At 44.5% G+C, this 13,114-nt stretch carries 16 protein-coding genes and 1 riboswitch; of the genes, 10 read left to right on the plus strand and 6 right to left on the minus strand.

Going from position 1 to position 13,114, the window contains the following annotated elements; translation table 11 throughout:
• The first annotated feature begins 33 nt into the window (after positions 1-33).
• Positions 34-642 (plus strand): 3D domain-containing protein, encoded by a 609-nt coding sequence (locus tag ACFQPF_RS11885; protein ID WP_379749930.1) that lies wholly within the window; start codon positions 34-36, stop codon positions 640-642.
• 15 nt (positions 643-657) lie between these two features.
• On the opposite strand, the gene ACFQPF_RS11890 is transcribed toward ACFQPF_RS11885, so the two are convergent.
• Together ACFQPF_RS11890 and ACFQPF_RS11895 are read right to left on the minus strand one after the other, a co-directional pair.
• The gene (locus ACFQPF_RS11890) at positions 658-1,491 is read right to left on the minus strand and encodes a cobalamin-binding protein (RefSeq protein ID WP_379749932.1); all 834 of its coding nucleotides are present in this window, start codon (positions 1,489-1,491) and stop codon (positions 658-660) included.
• A gap of 13 nt (positions 1,492-1,504) precedes the next feature.
• A complete protein-coding gene (locus ACFQPF_RS11895) occupies positions 1,505-1,981 on the minus strand; it encodes a divergent PAP2 family protein (protein WP_379749900.1) in 477 nt (158 codons plus the stop codon).
• Between the two features lie 108 nt (positions 1,982-2,089).
• On the opposite strand from ACFQPF_RS11895, the gene ACFQPF_RS11900 reads away from it, so the two are divergent.
• From ACFQPF_RS11900 to ACFQPF_RS11910, 3 genes are all read left to right on the plus strand, one after another.
• Positions 2,090-2,470: a DUF309 domain-containing protein gene (locus tag ACFQPF_RS11900; RefSeq protein WP_379749902.1), complete on the plus strand. Its 381-nt coding sequence runs from the start codon at positions 2,090-2,092 to the stop codon at positions 2,468-2,470.
• Positions 2,471-2,526: 56 nt separating this feature from the next.
• Positions 2,527-4,023 (plus strand): leucyl aminopeptidase, encoded by a 1,497-nt coding sequence (locus ACFQPF_RS11905; RefSeq protein WP_379749904.1) that lies wholly within the window; start codon positions 2,527-2,529, stop codon positions 4,021-4,023.
• 296 nt (positions 4,024-4,319) lie between these two features.
• Entirely contained in the window at positions 4,320-5,636 is a 1,317-nt protein-coding gene (locus ACFQPF_RS11910; RefSeq protein ID WP_379749906.1) for a Na+/H+ antiporter family protein, read from the plus strand.
• Between the two features lie 196 nt (positions 5,637-5,832).
• Here the strand turns inward: ACFQPF_RS11910 and ACFQPF_RS11915 are convergent, their stop codons facing one another.
• Positions 5,833-6,426, minus strand: coding sequence for a biotin transporter BioY (locus ACFQPF_RS11915; RefSeq protein WP_379749908.1), 594 nt, complete (start codon positions 6,424-6,426; stop codon positions 5,833-5,835).
• A gap of 161 nt (positions 6,427-6,587) precedes the next feature.
• Here ACFQPF_RS11915 and ACFQPF_RS11920 point away from each other — a divergent pair, with 161 nt between their 5' ends.
• Positions 6,588-6,737 carry a hypothetical protein gene (locus ACFQPF_RS11920; protein WP_379749910.1) on the plus strand — a complete coding sequence of 50 codons (150 nt, stop codon included), beginning with the start codon at positions 6,588-6,590 and terminating at the stop codon, positions 6,735-6,737.
• 62 nt (positions 6,738-6,799) lie between these two features.
• On the opposite strand, the gene ACFQPF_RS11925 is transcribed toward ACFQPF_RS11920, so the two are convergent.
• Positions 6,800-7,963 (minus strand): CapA family protein, encoded by a 1,164-nt coding sequence (locus ACFQPF_RS11925; RefSeq protein ID WP_379749912.1) that lies wholly within the window; start codon positions 7,961-7,963, stop codon positions 6,800-6,802.
• A gap of 289 nt (positions 7,964-8,252) precedes the next feature.
• On the opposite strand from ACFQPF_RS11925, the gene ACFQPF_RS11930 reads away from it, so the two are divergent.
• A complete protein-coding gene (locus ACFQPF_RS11930) occupies positions 8,253-8,495 on the plus strand; it encodes a hypothetical protein (RefSeq protein ID WP_379749914.1) in 243 nt (80 codons plus the stop codon).
• A gap of 63 nt (positions 8,496-8,558) precedes the next feature.
• Here ACFQPF_RS11930 and ACFQPF_RS11935 read toward each other — a convergent pair whose 3' ends face one another.
• Both ACFQPF_RS11935 and ACFQPF_RS11940 read right to left on the minus strand, forming a co-directional pair.
• Positions 8,559-8,885, minus strand: coding sequence for a helix-turn-helix domain-containing protein (locus tag ACFQPF_RS11935; RefSeq protein ID WP_379749916.1), 327 nt, complete (start codon positions 8,883-8,885; stop codon positions 8,559-8,561).
• Positions 8,886-8,966: 81 nt separating this feature from the next.
• On the minus strand, positions 8,967-9,122 hold the full coding sequence (locus ACFQPF_RS11940; protein WP_379749918.1) for an anti-repressor SinI family protein: 156 nt from the start codon (positions 9,120-9,122) through the stop codon (positions 8,967-8,969).
• A gap of 20 nt (positions 9,123-9,142) precedes the next feature.
• Positions 9,143-9,227, minus strand: a riboswitch (cyclic di-GMP riboswitch).
• 275 nt (positions 9,228-9,502) lie between these two features.
• Here ACFQPF_RS11940 and kynU point away from each other — a divergent pair.
• The 4 genes from kynU to ACFQPF_RS11960 all read left to right on the plus strand — a co-directional run bounded on the left by kynU (position 9,503) and on the right by ACFQPF_RS11960 (position 12,910).
• A complete protein-coding gene (gene kynU / locus ACFQPF_RS11945) occupies positions 9,503-10,774 on the plus strand; it encodes a kynureninase (RefSeq protein ID WP_379749920.1) in 1,272 nt (423 codons plus the stop codon).
• Positions 10,775-10,788: 14 nt separating this feature from the next.
• Positions 10,789-11,409: an arylformamidase gene (gene kynB / locus ACFQPF_RS11950; protein WP_379749922.1), complete on the plus strand. Its 621-nt coding sequence runs from the start codon at positions 10,789-10,791 to the stop codon at positions 11,407-11,409.
• Between the two features lie 74 nt (positions 11,410-11,483).
• Positions 11,484-11,774, plus strand: coding sequence for a hypothetical protein (locus ACFQPF_RS11955; RefSeq protein ID WP_379749924.1), 291 nt, complete (start codon positions 11,484-11,486; stop codon positions 11,772-11,774).
• Between the two features lie 5 nt (positions 11,775-11,779).
• Positions 11,780-12,910: a conserved virulence factor C family protein gene (locus tag ACFQPF_RS11960; protein ID WP_379749926.1), complete on the plus strand. Its 1,131-nt coding sequence runs from the start codon at positions 11,780-11,782 to the stop codon at positions 12,908-12,910.
• Positions 12,911-13,114: the final 204 nt, after the last annotated feature.

Genomic DNA, 13,114 nt, shown 5'->3' on the forward strand with positions numbered 1-13,114 from the left:
CAAAAGATTAAAGTGATATTGCGCAGGGGCGGCATGACGGTGCTGTTTCTAAGTGCGCTCTTTACTACGTTTACTTCTGTTTCAGGAGTGAATGCTGCAGATCTGACAAAATGGATTCATGAGGAACAGGAAAAGAAGGAAAATAGATTACTCAAAGAATTATCTTCATTCATTTCTTTGGGACAAAAAGAATCCAGAGCAGCGAATGCCCAGAATTTGGAGATTGTGGCAGATGCCTACGAACTGCAGGCAGTGAACGTTACGGCTACCGGTTACACGGCAGGAGCAGAGTCGACCGGCAAAAGCAAAAGCCATCCTGCTTATGGCATCACAAAATCAGGTGTTAAAGTAACACGTGATGTATACAGTACCATCGCTGCTGATACAACCGTGTTCCCGATCGGCACCGTGTTATTTATCCCAGATTATGGTTTTGGTGTGGTGGCTGATACAGGATCCGCAATAAAAGGAAAGCGTATTGACTTATACTATCACACGGTAGAAGAGGTATATGAGAAATGGGGTAAAAGGTCGCTGGATGTCTATGTGATTGAAAAAGGGAATGGAAGATTGGACGAAAAGAAGCTGAGATCCTTGAATGAAAATAAATCCATACAATCCTTCAGACAGCAGCTGCAATAGGAAGAGGCCGGACCACTAAGTCCGGCCTCTTACGGCGTTTCGCTCTGTTAAAGGATCTTGTTCATCATAGGATGGAAAGATATCGGGATGGAGAAGCGCTGCAAGCTTTACTAGTCCTTTAAACAGGCGAGGGGAAGGGCGGCAGAATAAGTTTTCATCCAGTACATGGATGTTACGTTGGACAAGGGCCTTCAATTCATTCCATCCTGGACGTTTATACAATAATTCAGGCTTCATTTTAGAGGTTTGGACCCCTACCCAAACCATGCAAATATGGTCAGGGTTTTTTAAACGAACCTCTTCCCAGTCAGATTGAAAGCTCTCCGTTTGTTTGTCTGCAAATGCATTCCTTCCTCCTGCAAGAACCGATAATTCCGTGAGCCAGTTCTTTTGTCCAGGTGTGAAAACAGGCTTTGGCCACCATTCAAAATATAAAGAAGGCCGATGGGAAACGTGAGAAGCGAAGGACTTATATTCGCCCATTAGCTTACGGGCACGAGCCGCTATCGTGTTCGCTTGATCAAGTTTCCCTGTGCGTGCCCCTAAATCAAGCAGGTCGTTTAAGATGTCCTCGAAAGTCTGCGGATTGTACACAACATGAGGAATACGGCGCTTGTTGAGTTCAGCAACATTTTTCTCCATGCCAGGAACGCTCAAACTGGCGAGAACGAGATCTGGCTGAAGGCTGGTGACTACATCCATGTCGATGGACAAATCCGGTCCGACGCGAGGCAGTGCGTTCACTGTCTCAGGAAAATCGGAGAAATCATCCACTCCTACAAGCTGTGGAATCAAGTCTAAATAGTGAAGAAGCTCTGTGTTGCTCGGGCAAAGCGATACGATTTTAATTCTGCATTCCTCCCTAAGAAAAGAAAACCGCTGAAAGAACGAGCGTCTGTACAATACCAAGAAGAGCTCCGAAGAACACCTCGCTCGGCCTGTGTCCTAGCATCTCCTTCAACTCTTTTGTCTTTTCACTGTCCTCCTGAAGCTGAGCGGTCTCTTTCACATGCTTTTTAAAATCTTCTACTAAATCATTCAATACCGTAGCCTGTTCTCCTGCATGCCAGCGGATTCCTTTAGCGTCATACATGACGATGATCGCGAACATAGCGGCTATAGCAAATAAGGCTGTATCAAGTCCTTCCTGAACGCCTACAGCGGTAGCAAGTGAAGTGACAGATGCAGAGTGGGAGCTTGGCATTCCGCCGGTTGTGAAGAACAGCTGCCATTTTACCTGCCTTGTATGAAAAAAAGCGATGGGAATCTTCAAGAACTGAGCAGAGAAGACACCGAGAAGGGCTGCGATTAAAGGGAAATTGCTTAATAGTCCAGTCATATTTGAGTGCTCCTGTTTTTCAGATTAGGGAATGGATGGTATACAGGCAGGTTACCCGATTTCTGTCTTTGGTAATCTTTGATATAGTGAAGAAAAGGAGGAGACATTATGGACGGTGCTGTTTATCCGGAAGAGTACTATGAATTTTTCGTCTCCTTCAATGAAGGTGATTATTATACCTGTCATGATTTGCTGGAGGAACTGTGGCTTACCGATAAGAGCAACCTGTTCTTAAAAGGCCTCCTGCAGATGAGCGTAGCGCTATATCATTACAGCTATGGAAATGTTAAAGGTGCCAGGCTGATGATGGATGCAGGGTATACCTATTTACAGCACTACACGCCTTATTGGTGGGGACTAAATGTGGATAACGTCTTATATTATATAATAAAATGCCGCTCTCTTATGCCTGAAGAGACCGATCGAATTCCATTTGAGCAAGTCTATCAGCTCCCCCGTCTTCCCGAAATATATTTATATATGGAATAGAAGGGACCGCTTTCGACATAAACTGGCTACACAAGGGTGATAAAAAGGAGGCTGCCATGATCTTTGATTGCAAGCTGCCGTTTACAGAAGAGAAAGACGAAGAAGTGCTGCTTATTGGCTTGTTCTCGGAGCCGACACTGACAGGTGAAGCAGCAGAGATCAATAGCAGGCTTGGCGGATACCTGACATATCTATTAAAAAGCGGAGAAATTTCCAGCAGTCCGAAAAAAATAAATAAACTGTACACACTGGGAAAGATGAAAACGAAAAAGCTGCTTATGATCGGATTGGGGAAAAAAGAAGATCTGACGTATGAGATATTGAGAAGTGCTTTCGGCAAAGCATTTCAAATGCTAAAAAATGAAAGGGCCATCTCCGCTTCAGTCATTCTTAAAACGTTCGAAAACAACCTGTTAAAGACAGAAAAAATTGCTCATGCATTAGCAGACGCTGCTATTTGTGCAAGCTACACGTTTAATGACTATAAGCAAAGACCAAACAGAGTGGATAAGAAGCTCGAAAAAGTCATCGTTTATGGGGACCGAGCGGCACAGAGCGGGCTTGAAACTGGCAGAGCGTTCGGACTCGGAATCGAGAAGGCGAGAAATCTGGTGAACACGCCAGCCAACTTGATGACCCCGTCTGATTTAGCAGAAGAAGCAGTCAACATCGCGCAATCGCATGGCATGGAATACGAAGTGCTCGAGCGTGGTGACATGGAGATGCTTGGAATGGGGGCAATTCTAGCAGTCAGTCAGGGTTCAAATGAATCCCCAAAAATGATCACAGTTAAATATAAGGGCCTAGCAGAATGGGAGAATGTATTATGCTTTGTCGGAAAAGGATTAACGTTTGATTCAGGAGGCTACTCGATTAAGCCGGCAGCAAGCATGCCTGACATGAAGAGTGACATGGGGGGCAGCGCCTCCGTGATCGGTGCGATGGAGGTGATCGGAAGGCTAAAACCAGCCATTAATGCGATGTTCGTCATTCCATCATGTGAAAATCTCATATCAGGCTCTGCTATGAAACCAGGAGATGTCATTACGTCACTCAGCGGAAAAACGATTGAAGTGCGCAACACGGATGCAGAAGGGCGCCTCATTCTGGCCGATGCCATCACCTATGCTAAGGAGCAAGGCGCGTCGTATATCGTGGATGTTGCCACCCTGACAGGCGGGGCACTGATTGCACTCGGTGACTGCACAACCGGAGCGCTCACAAACAACGATGAATGGTACGAGAGAATCCGTACAGCAGCATCCGAAGAAGGTGAACTGATTTGGCTGATGCCAAGTTTTCAGCCATATAAGGATATGCTGAAGACGAGTGATGTGGCGGATCTGAACAACTCAGCCGGCAAACTCGCCCATATGATTACAGGCGGACTGTTCGTTGGGGAGTTTGCAGGAGACACGCCATGGGTGCACTTAGACATTGCCGGTACGGCTTTCTCGGGTAAAAGCTCCGATCTTGGACCGAGGGGGGCTACAGGCGTCATGGTGCGTACTCTTTCACGAATGGCCGTAGCGTTTTCTAATAAAACGATATAAGGAAAGCTGCAGGCAACCTGTTAAAGGCTGCCGGCAGCTTTTTTTCACTTTAAGAAAGTATAACTTTTTAACAGTGAAGACTCCACGCAGTCAAAAAGTTTAGAAACAAAGTATAAAGGCAACTAAGGCTGACTTAAAGGCATGGCGTCCTACAAGTTTTCTTTACATTAATGCGCAAGGGCGCGGTCATACGATAATAATAGCGAGTGGTTGACAAGAACACATTGTCATGATAGTTTATTAGAGATTTATCGTGTTAATGATTTAGTGTATTAAAGCAAACAGGAGGAAACACCATGAATTCAGTCATCATTGCGATCGTTGTCATGCTCGGATTAAGCCTTATGCGCATACATGTAGTGCTAGCTCTAATCGTTGGGGCCGTAACAGGAGGGCTCTTCAGCGGACTTGGGCTGCAAAAAACAATAGAAGTGTTCAGCGAGGGCCTAGGTTCAAATGCTGTTGTCGCTTTAAGCTATGCCTTACTCGGAAGCTTTGCTGTGGCTCTATCAAGAACAGGCCTGCCTGATCTCATCGTAAAGAAAGCCATCGCATTAGTAAAAAAAGAGGGAGAGTCAGAAAGGAAAACAGGATCAAAGGTCATATTGCTGTTTATCATCCTGATGCTATCCTCTTTCTCGCAAAACGTCATCCCGATCCATATCGCCATCATTCCGATCTTTATTCCGCCATTGCTTCTCGTTCTTAATGCGTTAAGAATAGATAGAAGGCTGACAGCAACCGTCATCACGTTCGGATTAATCACGCCATATATGTGGTTTCCAGTTGGATTTGGAGGAATATTCCACGAGATCATTCAAACGAACATGAAGGCAAGCGGAATGGACATTTCTATGGACAGCATCCCTTCCGCGATGACCATTCCGTCGCTTGGCATGATTGCAGGTCTGTTAGTTGCTGTTTTTTTCACGTACCGCAAACCTAGAGTGTATGAAGACAAGGAAGTCACACTGACCAAGACAAGTGAAGGTTATACAATGCGTTCTATTGTGACTGCCGCGGCTGCCATTTTTGCCGTCATTATCGTCCAGATTCAAACGGACTCGATGATCTTTGGTGCTTTATCAGGAATTGTTATCCTCTATTTAAGCGGTCAGATGAAGATAAGTCAGTCTGATCAAATTCTGACGGAGGGCATGAAAATGATGTCATTCATCGGATTCGTCATGCTGTCGGCAGCAGGCTTTGCTGCTGTTATGAACGCCTCAGGAGACGTTGAATCACTCGTTAAGCAAAGTGCTAAGTTAATTGGAGATAACACAGCGGCAGGCGTACTCATGATGCTATTGATCGGACTGCTCGTGACAATGGGTATCGGTTCTTCGTTCTCCACCGTTCCGATCATTACAGCGATATTCGTCCCATTATGTGCGGCATTAGGCTTAAGCGAGATGGCTACGATCGCACTCATTGGTACTGCCGGAGCATTAGGAGATGCAGGATCGCCTGCATCGGACAGCACACTTGGACCCACTTCTGGTCTTAATGCCGACGGCCAGCACCATCACATTTGGGATACGTGTGTGCCAACATTTATTCACTACAATATCCCGCTCATCATCTTCGGTTTTATCGCAGCGATGGTGCTGTAATCCGCGTTATCTTTATATTTTTTTTGGGGTCCGGTACTTGTTTTCCCTGTTCTAGCACTGCTGCAGTCTGTGGAAGACAAGTACCAGACCCTTATATCAAAAAAAAGCCGCCGCCAAGGTCCGTTGACTGACCTTGACGGCGGCTTTTTCTTACAGGGCAACTAAGGCTGACGCGAAAGGCGTCAGGCAAATTTTATTACGCGGCCTTTTTGCTTGTAGCAGCCGGGCGGGATTTTGAAACGGCTTTGTGAATCCTTGGAGCAAGTATGGCCGTTAAGATTGTAAGGAAGGTATCCTTTGGCAGGAATGGGAGCATGCCTTTCCATGTGCCGAAATACGTTACGCCCTTAACGCCCATCCATGTTGACAGGGCAACATATAGATAGGATGTCCCGATTACATAGTTGACCAGTAATCCGGCAAATGCAGCAACCGTATACGTTAACATAGTAGGACGTTCTGACAGCTCGACTATTTTTCCTGCCGCGTAGGCTGCAAGGATAAAAGAAAGAATGAAACCGAATGTCGGACCGACAAGAACATCAAACCCACCTGAAAATTTAGCGAACACCGGTGCGCCAGCAAGGCCAACGAGGGCATACACAGTCATCGAAATAGCGCCGAGCCTGCTTCCAAGAAGAATCCCTCCTAATATACAGAAAAAGGTTTGGAGGGTAAGTGGAACTTTGCCGAATACAAGTGCCGGTATCCAGTTCGTAATATTGGCGCCAATAGCCATCAGTGCCACAAATAATGCGGCAAGTGTTAGATCAGCCGTTCTTAATTTCATACATATCCACCTCTGCAAAATTGTAATAGTAAGTATATGTTAATCGTATACGAGGGAAAACTTCATTGTCAACTTGATTTTTTTTTAGGTTAACTTTATTTGGCATGAAATAAACGAACAGTGCAGACAATAGGAAGAAGAAAAAAGGAGGTCATAACAAGATGGATAAACGTAAACATTCTAGAGATGCCGCTGCGAAAAATAACGCTACACCTACAGAAAGCATGACAAGTATGGAGAACAGTGACGCAGCATTTTCAGATGAATTAAAGGAAAGAGATACACAAAGTCCGCGTTCAAAGGGCAAATAATGGATTAATTTTTCTCAATAAAAAGGATGTCTCGGCACTAGGCGAGACATCCTTTTTATTGTCTAATCAAACGACAGCTCTTGCATATAACGGTTCATGTGTTGTTTTATTTCTTCAAACACTTCCTTTTTTTCAGGAAGCTCTGACAGTGGCCATATTACGTATTGGCTGTCAACATAAGTTGGAGTAAAGCGGGGAGAGTGAACCATTACTGTTTTTCTCTTGCCGTCCATTTTCTTTGAAACGGAGACGTGTATAATCCCCCCAAGATCCTTGTAATCCCCGCGCTGGCCGGAAAGAAAATTTCCGAGAGAATAAGCGACGAATGCCTTAGAGCCATCTTTGCGGGAAATCCATTTTACTGGCTGCAGCACGTGTGGATGATGGCCGATTATGACATCAGCACCCGCATCAGCTGCCAGTTTGGCAAGGGCTTCTTGTTCTGGATTTGGAAGCCGCTCGTATTCATTGCCAAAGTGTAAGCTGACCACAACCGCATCTGACAGCTTCTTTGCCTCGGACACTTCTCGTTTAACTAACTCGGGTTGAATTAAATTAACGAGATGATCTTTTCCTTCTGGAACGGGTATGCCATTTGTTCCATACGTGTAGCTTAAAAATGAAAAGGTGATGTTGTTTTTTCTGATGAGCCGCAAATCGGTTTTGTCTTCGGGAGAACGGAAAGCACCTGTATAGGCCATTCCGATTGTGTTCCAATGTTCAATAGCGCTCAAGATAACTTTTTCGCCCCGGTCTAACGTATGATTATTGGCTATCGTAACGAGATCGACTCCATTTTCTTTCAGTGCATCTCCCACTTCAGCGGGTGAATTGAACGATGGATAGCTCGATAACCCATGCTTTACTCCACCAATCATCGTTTCTTGATTGGCTATTGTAATGTCGCTCGACGTTAATTCATCTTTAACCTGTCTGAACATGGGGCTGAAATGGTATGTGCCGTCAGGATTTGCCGCTTTGTCATATACTCTGTCATGAATGAGGATATCGCCTACAGCGGATATAGTCGCAGTATATTCCTCATGCTTGGCAGGTTCTGGTGGTAAAGGCTTCTGTGGCGGATTGGTTTGTTCATGAAACGATGTATCTTTGACCGGCGGTTTATTTCCTGTTTGGTCGTGGTGCTGTTTTTGCTGCTGAACGAATATAAATAAACCAAAAAAGAAAACAAGAAATACCGCGGTTGCGATCAGTGTTTTATTCATGCGTTTTGCCCCCTATGCCTTTAATACTAGGCAATAAGACAGGAATTGCCAATCTTTTTAACACGTTAAGGAAGCATAACTTTTTAACAGAGTCGGAAATCGATGCAGTCGAAAGGTTTAGGAATAAAGGCTAAAGGCAGCTAAAGCTCGGTTAAGTGCATAGCGTTCGTCCATTTTTCTTTAAAATGTTCACAAAAGAGAACGAAAAAACTGTACTTGTTCTTTGCTGTCGTGTATCATTTAATAAAATCGTTCTTTTTTAAGAACGAAACTAAGGAGGCATACCTTTATGATTCGGAATGATGAGAAGGATCAATATATCAGTTTCACAGGGCGCCATTTCGTTAAGCTGTATTACAAAGGTGAAAATATGTGTGAACTATATATCGATCATGAATATAAAGGTTTGGCCCCTTTTCTTTATACAGTAAGAAAGCTGAGGCAGCTGGAAAGAAGTTGGCTCCTTGCTATGAAAAACGTTCAGCCTTATCATTTTAAAGAAATTAAACCATTTATTGATATATCTATTTGAGGCGGTGAGTAGAGGGTTTGTTAAATACAGCAACCAAAAAAGCCAGTCGGCAATGAGACTGGCTTATTTTTGTGCGTTCTTCCATCTATTAAATTCAAGAAACTCTTTAAATTGTTCTTTGCTGACACCAGAGCCCATGGCTTCTTTTACTAAATCTGCCCATTCGGCGTCCAGGTCTTTATCATTTACTTCCGTTCGGTCATTTAGGAAATTCTCAACAGGAACATCTAAAACAGCAGAAAGCTTTTCTAAGAGCTGAACAGATGGGTTTTGTTGAATGTTTCGCTCAAGTGAACTTAAGTAGGATTTCGCTATTCCAGCTTTTTCGGCTAATGCAGATAATGAGAGTCCTTTTTGTTTGCGGTATTTTTTTACAAATTCACCGATCATTTTTATCCCTCTTTTTTACTAGAAGCGTTTCATCAATTATACATTTGGCTTCTTTTTCTGTAAATAGAACAAAAGTGGGGATTAGATCGTCTGCTCCTCCAACAAGGAAGGCGGTGTCACGCAGGAAGTGTTTTGAATGAATTGGCGCACTTCTTCAATATTCAATCCAAGTTCTTTTGCTTCCATCACTAATTCTACCCATTCACCATCCAATTGATCTGCCAGTAAAGTTGTCATCAGTACCTCCTGAAATGTTTCCAGGTAATCCAGCCGTCATAGTTTGTGAACGTTAGACCTGTGATTTTGCGTCCATGTTTTTCAACATGTTTGCCTTTTTCTGAATGGATTTGAGTTGAGTGTGAGCCATCGTATGTACAGTTAATTAGTACCCTTTCAGTATAGGGCTTAATACCTTTTTAACGTGTCGGAATGTGCTGTCATATTCACGTTTTTTTTCGCTATTTTTCATGAAAATGTGACAATTTTTCAGACTGATTCCTGTATTGTTTACCAAAGGTTAACGTATAACACTAGATACTAATCCGGAAAACAACTTAATTCTTCCACACGGTCTCCTTTTTGATTACTATGAAGATAGAATCTTGATTGGGGGAAAAATGGTGCTGAATAAAGAGTATGCGCTTACATTAGATAGGCAGGATGAATTAAGAAGGTTCCGTGATGAGTTTTACCTTCCAAAAGGAAAATGGTATATGGACGGCAATTCGCTCGGGCTTTTATCGAAAAGGGCTGAGAGTACGCTGGTTAAGTCGCTTGAAGACTGGAAGCTTTATGGTATTGATGGCTGGATGAACGGGGCTTATCCATGGTTCCATTTAAGTGAGCAGGTAGGTGCGAAGCTCTCAGGAATTATTGGAGCGCGGCCAGAGGAAGTGGTCGCTGCGAGCTCGACCACCGTCAACCTTCATCAGCTGGTGTCTACCTTCTACAAACCATCAGGAGTGAAAACAAAAATTCTAGCTGATGAATTGACTTTCCCTTCCGACATTTATGCCCTGCAAAGTCAGCTTATGTTAAAAGGATATGATTATGAAAGCGAACTGATCCAGGTAAAAAGCGATGATGGATTGACGCTTTCAGAAGAGACAATCATCAGCCATATGACAGAGGAGGTCGCCTTGATCCTTCTCCCCTCTGTACTTTATAGAAGCGGACAGCTGCTTGATATGCAGCGCTTGACGAAAGAGGCGCATAGACGTGGAATCATCATCGGTTTTGACCTATGCCATTCAATTGGGGCTGTTCCTCATGAGTTAAGTGACTGGGGTGTGGATTTTGCGTTCTGGTGCAATTATAAATATTTGAACGGAGGTCCGGGAAGCACAGCAGGACTGTATGTCAACCAACGACATGCTGGAATAAGGCCGGGTCTCTCAGGCTGGTTCGGCTCAGAGAAGAGCAAGCAGTTTGATATGAAGCACACGTTCACACCATCGCCATCTGCTGGGGCTTATCAGATTGGTACGCCTCACGTATTCAGTACAGCCCCTCTTATCGGTTCGCTCGAGCTTTTTGAAGAAGCGGGCATAGATCGAGTTCGGTCTAAATCGCTTCAGCTTACGAGGTTCATGATGGATTTGATTCGCCAGGAATTGATGAATTTTGGCTTTACGATTGGCAACCCTTTTGAAGACGAGAGACGGGGCGGTCATGTGGCATTGCAGCATAAAGAAGCCGCAAGAGTTTGTAAAAGTTTAAAAGAGATGGGAGTCATACCGGACTTTCGCTCTCCGGATGTGATCAGGCTTGCCCCTGCCGCACTATACACCTCATTTACAGATGTTTACGAAACGATTGCTGTATTAAAAGGCATTATGCAAGAAAAGCATTATGAACAGTATGAAAACATACGCGAAGTCATCGCTTAAGGAGCTGCGGCCGAATGAAGATTTACGATATCTCCATGCCACTTTATAACGGTGTTCCTGGCTGGCCGGGAGACACGCCGTACACGTTTGGTTTGGCTTGGACGAAAGAAGAAACCGGTTCGGTGAATGTGGGAAAGCTGAGTTTAAGCACACATACAGGCACGCACGTTGATGCACCTTTTCATTTCAGAGACGAGGGAAAGAAGCTGAATGACCTTCCTCTTGAGCTCTATGCAGGCAAGTGCCAAGTGATGGATGTTTCTCACATGACGTCGATTACAGCGAATAGTATAAAGGAAAAGGTGCCAAAGGGGACGAAGAGGCTGCTGCTGAAAACGATGGCCTGGAGAGACAGATCTGTTTTCCCCGAAACCATCCCCCATATTGAAAGGGAAGCGGCAACTGTTTTGGCTTCACTTGGCGTGGAGCTGATCGGAGTGGATGTACCATCTGTCGACCCTCTTGACAGTAAAGACCTGCTAGCTCACCACAGTTTGCTGGCGCATAATATTCATATACTGGAGGGTCTCGTTCTTGATTCTATTGAAGAAGGGAACTACGAGCTAATCGCCCTTCCGCTTGCCCTGCAAGGCAGTGATGCAAGCCCGGTCCGTGCTGTCCTTCGCACGCTGTAGACAGCTGCTTGGCTTTCGTAGGCACATTTCATTATAATAGGGAGAATAATGAACTTTTTGCCTTGGAGGAAAGCATGTATAAATACGGATTACTGAATTATTTTGAAGCGCAATTTACCAAGGTGTCACATGAAATAATAAAGATGGGCCCCTGGATGAACGTTTATCTCACCTTTGAAGTTGAGCCGATCGAGAAGCTTCCATCTGATTTGCAAGAACCTAGTGGTCTCGCCGTGTATGATGGAGATGGCGAACGGAAGGAAATCATTGTACTGAATGAGGGTACAGATAGTGAATATAAGTTTACAGATCTTGAAAAAGAACAGCTTTCCCTTTACTTGGATGCTGTCATGACAAGGAAGTGATTAACGTGAAGATAATCAATATAGAGCCGACACCGAGCCCGAATTCGATGAAAATTAACTTTGATGAAAGCCTGCCGGAAGGTGTGCGTCATAACTATACGAAAACGACTTTAGAAGGAGCGCCACCGGAAATTATTGAAATGTTTAATAGCGGAGGAATTACGAATATCTACCATGTTCAAAACTTTTTTGCGGTCGAACGGCATCCGAAGGCAGATTGGGAGGAAGTGCTAAGCGCGATCCGAAAAGCGTATGGACAAGCAGATGAAGGCTTATCCTTGACGCAAGCTTCAGATGGAGAGGATGATGAGGAGATTACTGTACTCGTCCAGCGGTTTCGTGGGCTTCCTATGCAGATAAAACTCAGGACTGCATCTGAAGAAAAGAGAGTAGGTTTGCCTGATCGTTTCACAGAGGCTGCACTTGAAGCGCAGAAAGTGTCAAGCAATCTTGTCATGGAAAGAGAATGGGTGGATGAAGGGGTGCGTTACGGAAGCCTGGATCAGGTCGGTCAGGAAGTGGCTGAAGAGTTGTCAGCGGCCTATCCGCAGGAGCGCCTCCATTTTCTCGTTAAGAACGCCCACTCCTTTAATGAAACCCAATTTGTTTCAGAGCATAATGTATCTCGAGATGAGGTCGCAGAAAAGCTTCTTGAAGACAGCTGGGAGACCCGCTATGCGGCGTTAGAGCGAATGAACCCGACTGTGGATGATTTAATGGTGCTCAAACGAGCGTTGAAAGATGAGAAAGCATCCATACGTAGGCTGGCGGTCGTTTATTTAGGTATGATAGAGGATGAAGCCGTCTTGCCGCTGCTTTATATGGGGTTAAAAGATAAAAGTGCATCAGTCAGAAGAACGGCTGGTGACGCGCTTTCTGATATTGGGAATGCCAAAGCGATACCGGCAATGTGTGAGGCGCTAGAAGATAAAAATAAACTCGTCAGATGGCGGGCAGCGCGTTTTCTTTTTGACCTTGGTGATGAACGAGCTCTGCCTGCATTAAAAGCAGCAGAGCATGATCCAGAATTTGAAGTGAGGCTACAGGTAAAGATTGCCCTTGAACGGATACAGCGCGGGGAGGAAGCCGCGGGTACTGTGTGGCAGCAAATGACAGAGCATCGCAGAAACCACTAAATAGACAGCAGCAAAGCCGAACCATACGGTTGCTTTGCTGCTGCTTTTTTTTACTTTAGAAAAATATAACTTTTTTAACAGAGGAGGAATTCGACGCAGAGTCAAAAAGTTTAGGAATAAAGTTATCATGAACGAAGCAACTCCTGTACGTAACAGCGTAGGTTAATTTGGTTAGACTGTTTGTACTCAAACAAAACCAAATCA

Origin of the sequence: Fictibacillus iocasae (assembly GCF_042665465.1) — a bacterium.
GTDB lineage: Bacteria > Bacillota > Bacilli > Bacillales > Fictibacillaceae > Fictibacillus > Fictibacillus iocasae.

What these genes read in the sequence shown, in the direction of transcription:
- ACFQPF_RS11885 (WP_379749930.1), top strand. Translation starts at nt 34, where the DNA reads ATGACGGTGCTGTTTCTAAGTGCGCTCTTTACTACGTTTACTTCTGTT.
- ACFQPF_RS11895 (WP_379749900.1), bottom strand. Translation starts at nt 1,981, where the DNA reads ATGACTGGACTATTAAGCAATTTCCCTTTAATCGCAGCCCTTCTCGGT.
- ACFQPF_RS11900 (WP_379749902.1), top strand. Translation starts at nt 2,090, where the DNA reads ATGGACGGTGCTGTTTATCCGGAAGAGTACTATGAATTTTTCGTCTCC.
- ACFQPF_RS11905 (WP_379749904.1), top strand. Translation starts at nt 2,527, where the DNA reads ATGATCTTTGATTGCAAGCTGCCGTTTACAGAAGAGAAAGACGAAGAA.
- ACFQPF_RS11910 (WP_379749906.1), top strand. Translation starts at nt 4,320, where the DNA reads ATGAATTCAGTCATCATTGCGATCGTTGTCATGCTCGGATTAAGCCTT.
- ACFQPF_RS11915 (WP_379749908.1), bottom strand. Translation starts at nt 6,426, where the DNA reads ATGAAATTAAGAACGGCTGATCTAACACTTGCCGCATTATTTGTGGCA.
- ACFQPF_RS11920 (WP_379749910.1), top strand. Translation starts at nt 6,588, where the DNA reads ATGGATAAACGTAAACATTCTAGAGATGCCGCTGCGAAAAATAACGCT.
- ACFQPF_RS11925 (WP_379749912.1), bottom strand. Translation starts at nt 7,963, where the DNA reads ATGAATAAAACACTGATCGCAACCGCGGTATTTCTTGTTTTCTTTTTT.
- ACFQPF_RS11930 (WP_379749914.1), top strand. Translation starts at nt 8,253, where the DNA reads ATGATTCGGAATGATGAGAAGGATCAATATATCAGTTTCACAGGGCGC.
- ACFQPF_RS11935 (WP_379749916.1), bottom strand. Translation starts at nt 8,885, where the DNA reads ATGATCGGTGAATTTGTAAAAAAATACCGCAAACAAAAAGGACTCTCA.
- ACFQPF_RS11940 (WP_379749918.1), bottom strand. Translation starts at nt 9,122, where the DNA reads ATGACAACTTTACTGGCAGATCAATTGGATGGTGAATGGGTAGAATTA.
- kynU (WP_379749920.1), top strand. Translation starts at nt 9,503, where the DNA reads ATGGTGCTGAATAAAGAGTATGCGCTTACATTAGATAGGCAGGATGAA.
- kynB (WP_379749922.1), top strand. Translation starts at nt 10,789, where the DNA reads ATGAAGATTTACGATATCTCCATGCCACTTTATAACGGTGTTCCTGGC.
- ACFQPF_RS11955 (WP_379749924.1), top strand. Translation starts at nt 11,484, where the DNA reads ATGTATAAATACGGATTACTGAATTATTTTGAAGCGCAATTTACCAAG.